At 71.4% G+C, this 5,602-nt stretch carries 6 protein-coding genes; 4 read left to right on the plus strand and 2 right to left on the minus strand.

Annotation, left to right across the window (positions count from 1 at the left end; genetic code table 11):
• A partial coding sequence (locus tag AC30N0_RS14405) for an SDR family oxidoreductase (RefSeq protein WP_489518595.1) occupies window positions 1-585 on the plus strand: 585 nt, incomplete at its 5' end.
• 7 nt (window positions 586-592) lie between these two features.
• On the opposite strand, the gene AC30N0_RS14410 is transcribed toward AC30N0_RS14405, so the two are convergent.
• On the minus strand, window positions 593-1,444 hold the full coding sequence (locus tag AC30N0_RS14410) for a toll/interleukin-1 receptor domain-containing protein (RefSeq protein WP_489518596.1): 852 nt from the start codon (window positions 1,442-1,444) through the stop codon (window positions 593-595).
• A gap of 200 nt (window positions 1,445-1,644) precedes the next feature.
• Between AC30N0_RS14410 and AC30N0_RS14415 the strand changes: the two genes are divergently transcribed.
• The 3 genes from AC30N0_RS14415 to AC30N0_RS14425 all read left to right on the plus strand — a co-directional run bounded on the left by AC30N0_RS14415 (window position 1,645) and on the right by AC30N0_RS14425 (window position 3,875).
• Complete coding sequence (locus tag AC30N0_RS14415) at window positions 1,645-2,058, plus strand: MbcA/ParS/Xre antitoxin family protein (RefSeq protein WP_489518597.1); 414 nt, start codon at window positions 1,645-1,647, stop codon at window positions 2,056-2,058.
• The gene (locus tag AC30N0_RS14420) at window positions 2,055-2,810 is read left to right on the plus strand and encodes an RES family NAD+ phosphorylase (protein ID WP_489518598.1); all 756 of its coding nucleotides are present in this window, start codon (window positions 2,055-2,057) and stop codon (window positions 2,808-2,810) included. The genes AC30N0_RS14415 and AC30N0_RS14420 overlap by 4 nt, the downstream gene beginning before the upstream one ends.
• A 222-nt stretch (window positions 2,811-3,032) precedes the next feature.
• Complete coding sequence (locus tag AC30N0_RS14425; RefSeq protein ID WP_489518599.1) at window positions 3,033-3,875, plus strand: hypothetical protein; 843 nt, start codon at window positions 3,033-3,035, stop codon at window positions 3,873-3,875.
• A 33-nt stretch (window positions 3,876-3,908) separates the two neighbouring features.
• Here AC30N0_RS14425 and AC30N0_RS14430 read toward each other — a convergent pair.
• Window positions 3,909-5,602 (minus strand): aldo/keto reductase (locus AC30N0_RS14430; RefSeq protein WP_489518600.1); only part of this gene is annotated, 1,694 nt, incomplete at its 5' end.

The following is a 5,602-nucleotide window of genomic DNA, read 5'->3' on the forward strand; positions in this document are numbered from 1 at the left end:
GCGGACGTCTCGCAGATGGCCGGCATCGAGGTCCTCACCGCCGCCTTCACCGCCCGCGAGCCCAAGCTCGACATCCTCGTCAACAATGCCGGCGCCGCCTGGGGCGAGCCCTTCGACACCTTTCCCGAGAGCGGCTGGGACAAGGTGGTCGACCTGAACCTGAAGTCGCCGTTCTTCCTGACGAAGGCGCTGCACGGCGCGCTGTGCGCGGCGGCGAGCGCCGAGCGGCCGGCCAAGGTGATCCAGCTCGCCTCGATCGACGGCGTGGCGGTGAACCCGCTGGAGACGTACTCGTACGCAGCCAGCAAGGCCGGTCTCGTCCACCTCACGAAGCGCATGGCGCTCCGCCTGGCGAAGGACCACATCATGGTCAGCGCCATCGCACCCGGCGCCTTCGCGTCCGACATGAACCGCGTCGCCCGCGACCACGGCGACGAGGTCGCCGCGCGCGTGCCGGCCGGCCGCGTCGGCCGCCCGGACGACATGGCCGGAGCGGCGATCTACCTGGCCTCGCGGGCCGGCGACTACGTCTGCGGCGCGACGCTGGTGGTCGACGGCGGCGCGTCGTTCGCGCGCGGCGGCTAGGTCGCCGTCACCGGTCTGGCTTCTTCAAGCTCAGGCCGTGCACCGCCAGGGCGTCCTTGATCTCGTTGATCGCCATCCGGTCGATCGCCGGCAGCTTCGTCAGGTCGTCTTCCGTCCGCTTCAGCAGCGCGCCGAGGCTGTCGACCTGCGCCGAGCTCAGGATCTCCAGGGTGGCCGGCTGGATGTTCAGGGCGGTCAGCGCCATCTCCTCGATCGCGGCCACGGCGATGGCATGCATCGCCTGCTGCCGGCCCAGATCCATGGCGAGCAGTTCCTTGGGCGCGAACCGGCTGCCCGCCCCCAGCCCGCGAACCAGGTTCAGGATCTCCTCGAGGATCGACTCGGTGGAGCGCTTCTTCAGCATCGGCGAGGTGGAGGGCTGTGCCCGGATGGCGTCGATCTGCCCCAGGAGGTCGGGCCACCACTTCCTGAACACGCCGTCCAGGACGTTCGCCGCCAGTGCCTTGTCGCCCAGGCCGGCATTGATGACCTCGACGACGTCGCGGAACTTCTTCTCCTCGAACTTGACGAGCTGGAACTGGGCGAGCGGGCCGCTGATGTCCGATGCCTCGACATCGAGCAGCAGGGGAATCACGCAGGCCGTGTCGAGCTTCTTCGCCAGGGCGCCCGCCTCGAACATCAGCCAGGGCGCCTCGAGGTTCTCGCTCGTCATGCAGATGAGGCCGACGTCGGTCGACTCGAGCTGGGCCGCGAGCGCGGGCGTCCAGTGCCTGCCGGGCTCCAGGTCCTCGTCCGAGAAGTAGGGGCGCACCGCCTGCAGCACCCCGGGCAGCCAGTTGCGCAAGGCCTCCGCCACCTGCTTGCTCTTCGGGCCCGACCAGCTGAGGAACACGTTCATCCACGACCCCTTGGGCTCGATGCCGGCGATTGAAGCACAGCGCCGGAAGTTCGCCATGCGCCGGCGCGCCCGCGCCGCCGGCTAGACTGGAAGCCCTGTTCCATGCCAGACATATACTTGCAATCTGTCTGCCGATGAACTACGCTCGGCCATCCTGATCCTTCGATGGCCCTGCCGGCGCGCGCCGGCGGTCGCACCCGATGAGCGCTCTTCTCAAGTCCACGCCTTCCCGCCACGTCGACCTCGGCTCGCCCGAGGCCGCCGGCGCGGCCCTGCGCACCTTCTTCCGCCTCGCCGACGCCTGGGGCCTGTCGATCCACGAGCAGACGGTGCTGCTCGGCGCCGCCCGCACCACGCTCTACCAGTGGAAGCAGGGCAAGGCGGGCCCGCTCGACCGTCATTTGCTGGAGCGGCTGTCGCACCTGTTCGGCATCTACGCGGCGCTGCAGATCCTCTTTCCGGCCGAGCGCCGCGCCGATGAATGGATCCGCAAGCCCAACACGGCGCCGCTGTTCGGCGGCCGCTCGGCGCTCGACCGCATGCTCGGCGGCCAGGTGGCCGACCTCTTCGTCGTCCGCCAGTACCTCGACGCGCAGCGCGGCGGCAAGGCATGAGCGCGGCGGCAGCGCGGCGGGCCGCGCTCGCGGTGGAGGACGTGCCGGTCGTGCCGGTGTGCTGGAAGCCGTCGTACCGGCTCATCCCCTCGCGCTACCCGACGGTGGGCCTTTACGACGCCATCGCCGACCCGGCCGACCTCGACGTGGTGTTCGCGATCGAGGCGCTGGCCAACCCGCGCATCCGCGACCAGCTCGGCGAGCTGGCGCTGGTGCCGCCGGACGAGCGCGTCAGCGGCCCGGGCGCGACGACGATCATGGCTGCCTTCACGCACCTGAATCCCGAAGGCTCGCGCTTCTCTGACGGCAGCTACGGCGTGTACTACGCGGCGAACTCGCTCGAGACGGCGATCGCCGAAGTGGCGCATCACCGGGGCGTGTTCCTGCGCCGCACCGCCGAGCCGGCCATCGACATCGACATGCGCCTGGTCACGGCCACGGTCGAGGCCGAGCTGCACGACCTGCTCGATGCCAGCGCGGCCGGCGCGGCCGCGAACGAAGGCCGCTTCGCCGGCGTCCTCGACCCCGACGACTACGGCCCGTCGCAGAGCCTGGGCCGCAAGCTCCGCGCCGCCGACAGCTGGGGCCTGCGCTGGCCGAGCGTGCGCCACGCCGGCGGCGAATGCGTCGGCATCTTCCGGCCGCGCGCCCTGCGCAACGCGAAAGCGGCCGCGCACCTGGCGCTGCACTGGGACGGCGGCCGCATCAGCCACTGGTACGAGAAGCGGGCGCCGCACACCGTGGAAGACTGAACGCCGTCGAGCGCCGGCCGGCGTCGATGGACCGGCGTCCTTTCCCCCTCTGCGTTTCCTTACAACTGCGGCAGTTCTTTGCAAGAGTGGCGGATCGCGACGGCGTCGCCCGCGCCCGGTCGGCACGGGCGCACCGGAGCGCCGCAAAGTGCCGCGATTCCCCTCGATAACGGCCCTCCTGCGGCCCGGATCGGCTGGCACGCGCCCTGCGTTCCTCCCGCCGTGCTCTACACGCTCATCGTCTTCGTCCACCTGCTCGCCGCCTCGATGGCGCTCGGCGCGATCGTCGCCACCGACCTTCGGCTCCTCTCCAAGCTGGCCCAGGACCGCGTTCGCATCGCGCCGCCGAACGTGTTCGTCGCCCGCATCGTCATGGTGGCGCTGCTGCTCCTCTACGTCAGCGGCGGCGCGATCGTCGCGATGGGTGCGCTCGAGCGCGCCGACTACCTGACCAACCCGAAGTTGCAGGCCAAGGTGCTGCTGGTCGTGCTGCTGACCCTCAACGCCTTCGTGCTGCACAAGCTCGCCTTCCCGCGCCTGGCGCGCGGCCGCCGCGTCGCGCGCTGGCACGCGTCCGACTGGATCCTGATCGCAGTGCCGGTCGCGGCCTCGAACTTCCTCTGGATGTTCACCGCTTTCCTGGGCATCGCCCGGCCCTGGAACTACACGACGCCGCTGCGCGACATCCTCGAGATCGCCGCCGGCCTGTACATCGTCGCGCAGCTCGGCGTCTTCGCCGTCCTGGGCATGGCGGCGCGCACGTCCGAGCCCGACGCCAACGGCGTGTTCGACAAGCTGAAGCGGTGGCTGGCGACCGTGGGCAGCCTCGGCCAGCCGCTGAACGCGGCCGAGGACAGCACGAGCCGGCGCTCGGGCAGCCGCCGCATCGCCGCCGAGCGGTCGAAGCAGGCCCGGGCGGCCTCGGCCAACGACTCCGACGCGCCGACCGCCGTTCCGGAAGAGGCGGCGCCCGCGACGGCACCCGGCGCGCTGTCGTCGCGCCCGGCGCTCCGCCTCGTCGGCGGCGAAAGCCCCTTCGAGATCACGCAGCGGCGCGTGCGCTGAGCGCAGCGGACGCGCCGCAAGCGCAGCGCGCGGTCAGCCGGTCCGCGGCTGGCGCCCCTTGATCGGGTAGGCCGGGTCGGTGTAGTTGGGCGTCGAGGCGTGGCCGGTCGCCACGAGCGAAGCGACCAGGGCTTCGTCTTCCGCGTCGAACGGCGTGCCAATGGCGTCGACGTACTCCTGCCACTGGGCCAGCGTCTTCGGCCCGCCGATGACGCCGTGCACAAGGGCGTTGTTCCAGACCCAGCCGAGCGCGAAGTGCACCGGCGTCCGGCCGCGCTTCCTCGCGTGCTCGACCAGCCGCTGCGCCAGCGCCAGCGACTCGGCGCGGAACTCGGTCTGCATGATCCGGGGGTCGTTGCGCGCGGCACGCGAGCCCTCGGGCGCCGGGGCACCCGGCGTGTACTTGCCCGAGAGCACGCCGCGCGCGAAGGGGCTGTAGGCGACCACGCCCAGGCCGTAGTGGGCGCAGCACGGCAGCAGCTCGGTCTCGATCTGCCGCGACATGGCGTTGTACGGTGGCTGGTTGACGATCGGCGGCTGGATGCCGGCGGCGCGGCACATCTCCGCGAGACGCGCCACCCGCCAGGCGCGGAAGTTGGAGACGCCGAAGTAGTGCACCTTGCCGCTCTCGAGCAGGTGTTTCATGGCCAGCACGGTCTCCTCGAGCGGCGTGCTCTCGTCCTCGCGGTGCAGGTAGAGGATGTCGACCCAGTCGGTGCCCAGGCGCGACAGGCTGGCGTCGAGCGCCTTGACCATGTGCAGGCGCGACAGGCCGCGCTCGTTCGGCCCCGGGCCGGTGACGTTGCCGAGCTTGGTGGCCAGGACCCAGCGCTCGCGGTCGCCGGCGATGAGGCGCCCGGTGATGCGCTCCGATTCGCCGCCGGCATAGACATCGGCGGTGTCGAGGGCGTTGAGCCCGGCGTCGCGGGCCGCGCCGACCATGCGCCCGGCCTCCGCCTCGGAGGTCTGGTCGCCGAACATCATCGTCCCCAGCCAGAGCTTGGAGACCTTCAGGCCGCTGGCACCGAGCGGAGTGGGCTTGCTGTCGTCGTGCGGCATGGGGTGGTTCTCAGAGAGCAGAAGGGGAAGGTTCGGCCGCGGAGCGCTGCCGAGCGCGTCGGCCACGAAGCGCTCGCGCAGCTCGCGCTTGAGCACCTTGCCGATGGCGCTGCGCGGCAGCTCGTCGACGAGGCGAAGGAAGGCGATGCGCTGCGTCTTGCCGACGCGCTCGTTGGCCCACAGGCGCAGTGCTTCCGCATCGGGCGCGCTGCCGGCCCGCGGCACGACCCAGGCGGCCGGGGTCTCGCCCCAGCGCTCGGAGGGCACGCCGGCGACGGCGGCGTCGGCAACGTCGGGGTGCGTGCGCAGCACGGCTTCGAGGTCGCTCGGGAAGATGTTGAAGCCGCCGCTGATGATCATGTCCTTGCGGCGGTCGAGCAGGGTCAGGAAGCCGTCCTCGTCGAAGCGACCGACGTCGCCGGTGCGGATGAAGCGCTTGCCGGTCGCGTCGAACCACTCGGCCTCGCGCGTCTTCTCCGGCTGGCGGTGGTAGCCGGTCATCATCCCGGGCGAGTGGCCGACGACCTCGCCGGTCGAGCCGGGCGGCAGCTCGCGGCCGGCTTCGTCGATCAGCCGGATCTCGTGGCCGGGCGCCGGGCGGCCCACCGTGTGCAGCTTGTCGGGGTGCAGGTGCGCTTCGAGCACGCAGCTGCCGCCGCCTTCGGTCA

It is taken from the genome of Rhizobacter sp. (genome assembly GCF_031412495.1).
Lineage (GTDB): Bacteria > Pseudomonadota > Gammaproteobacteria > Burkholderiales > Burkholderiaceae_C > Schlegelella_A.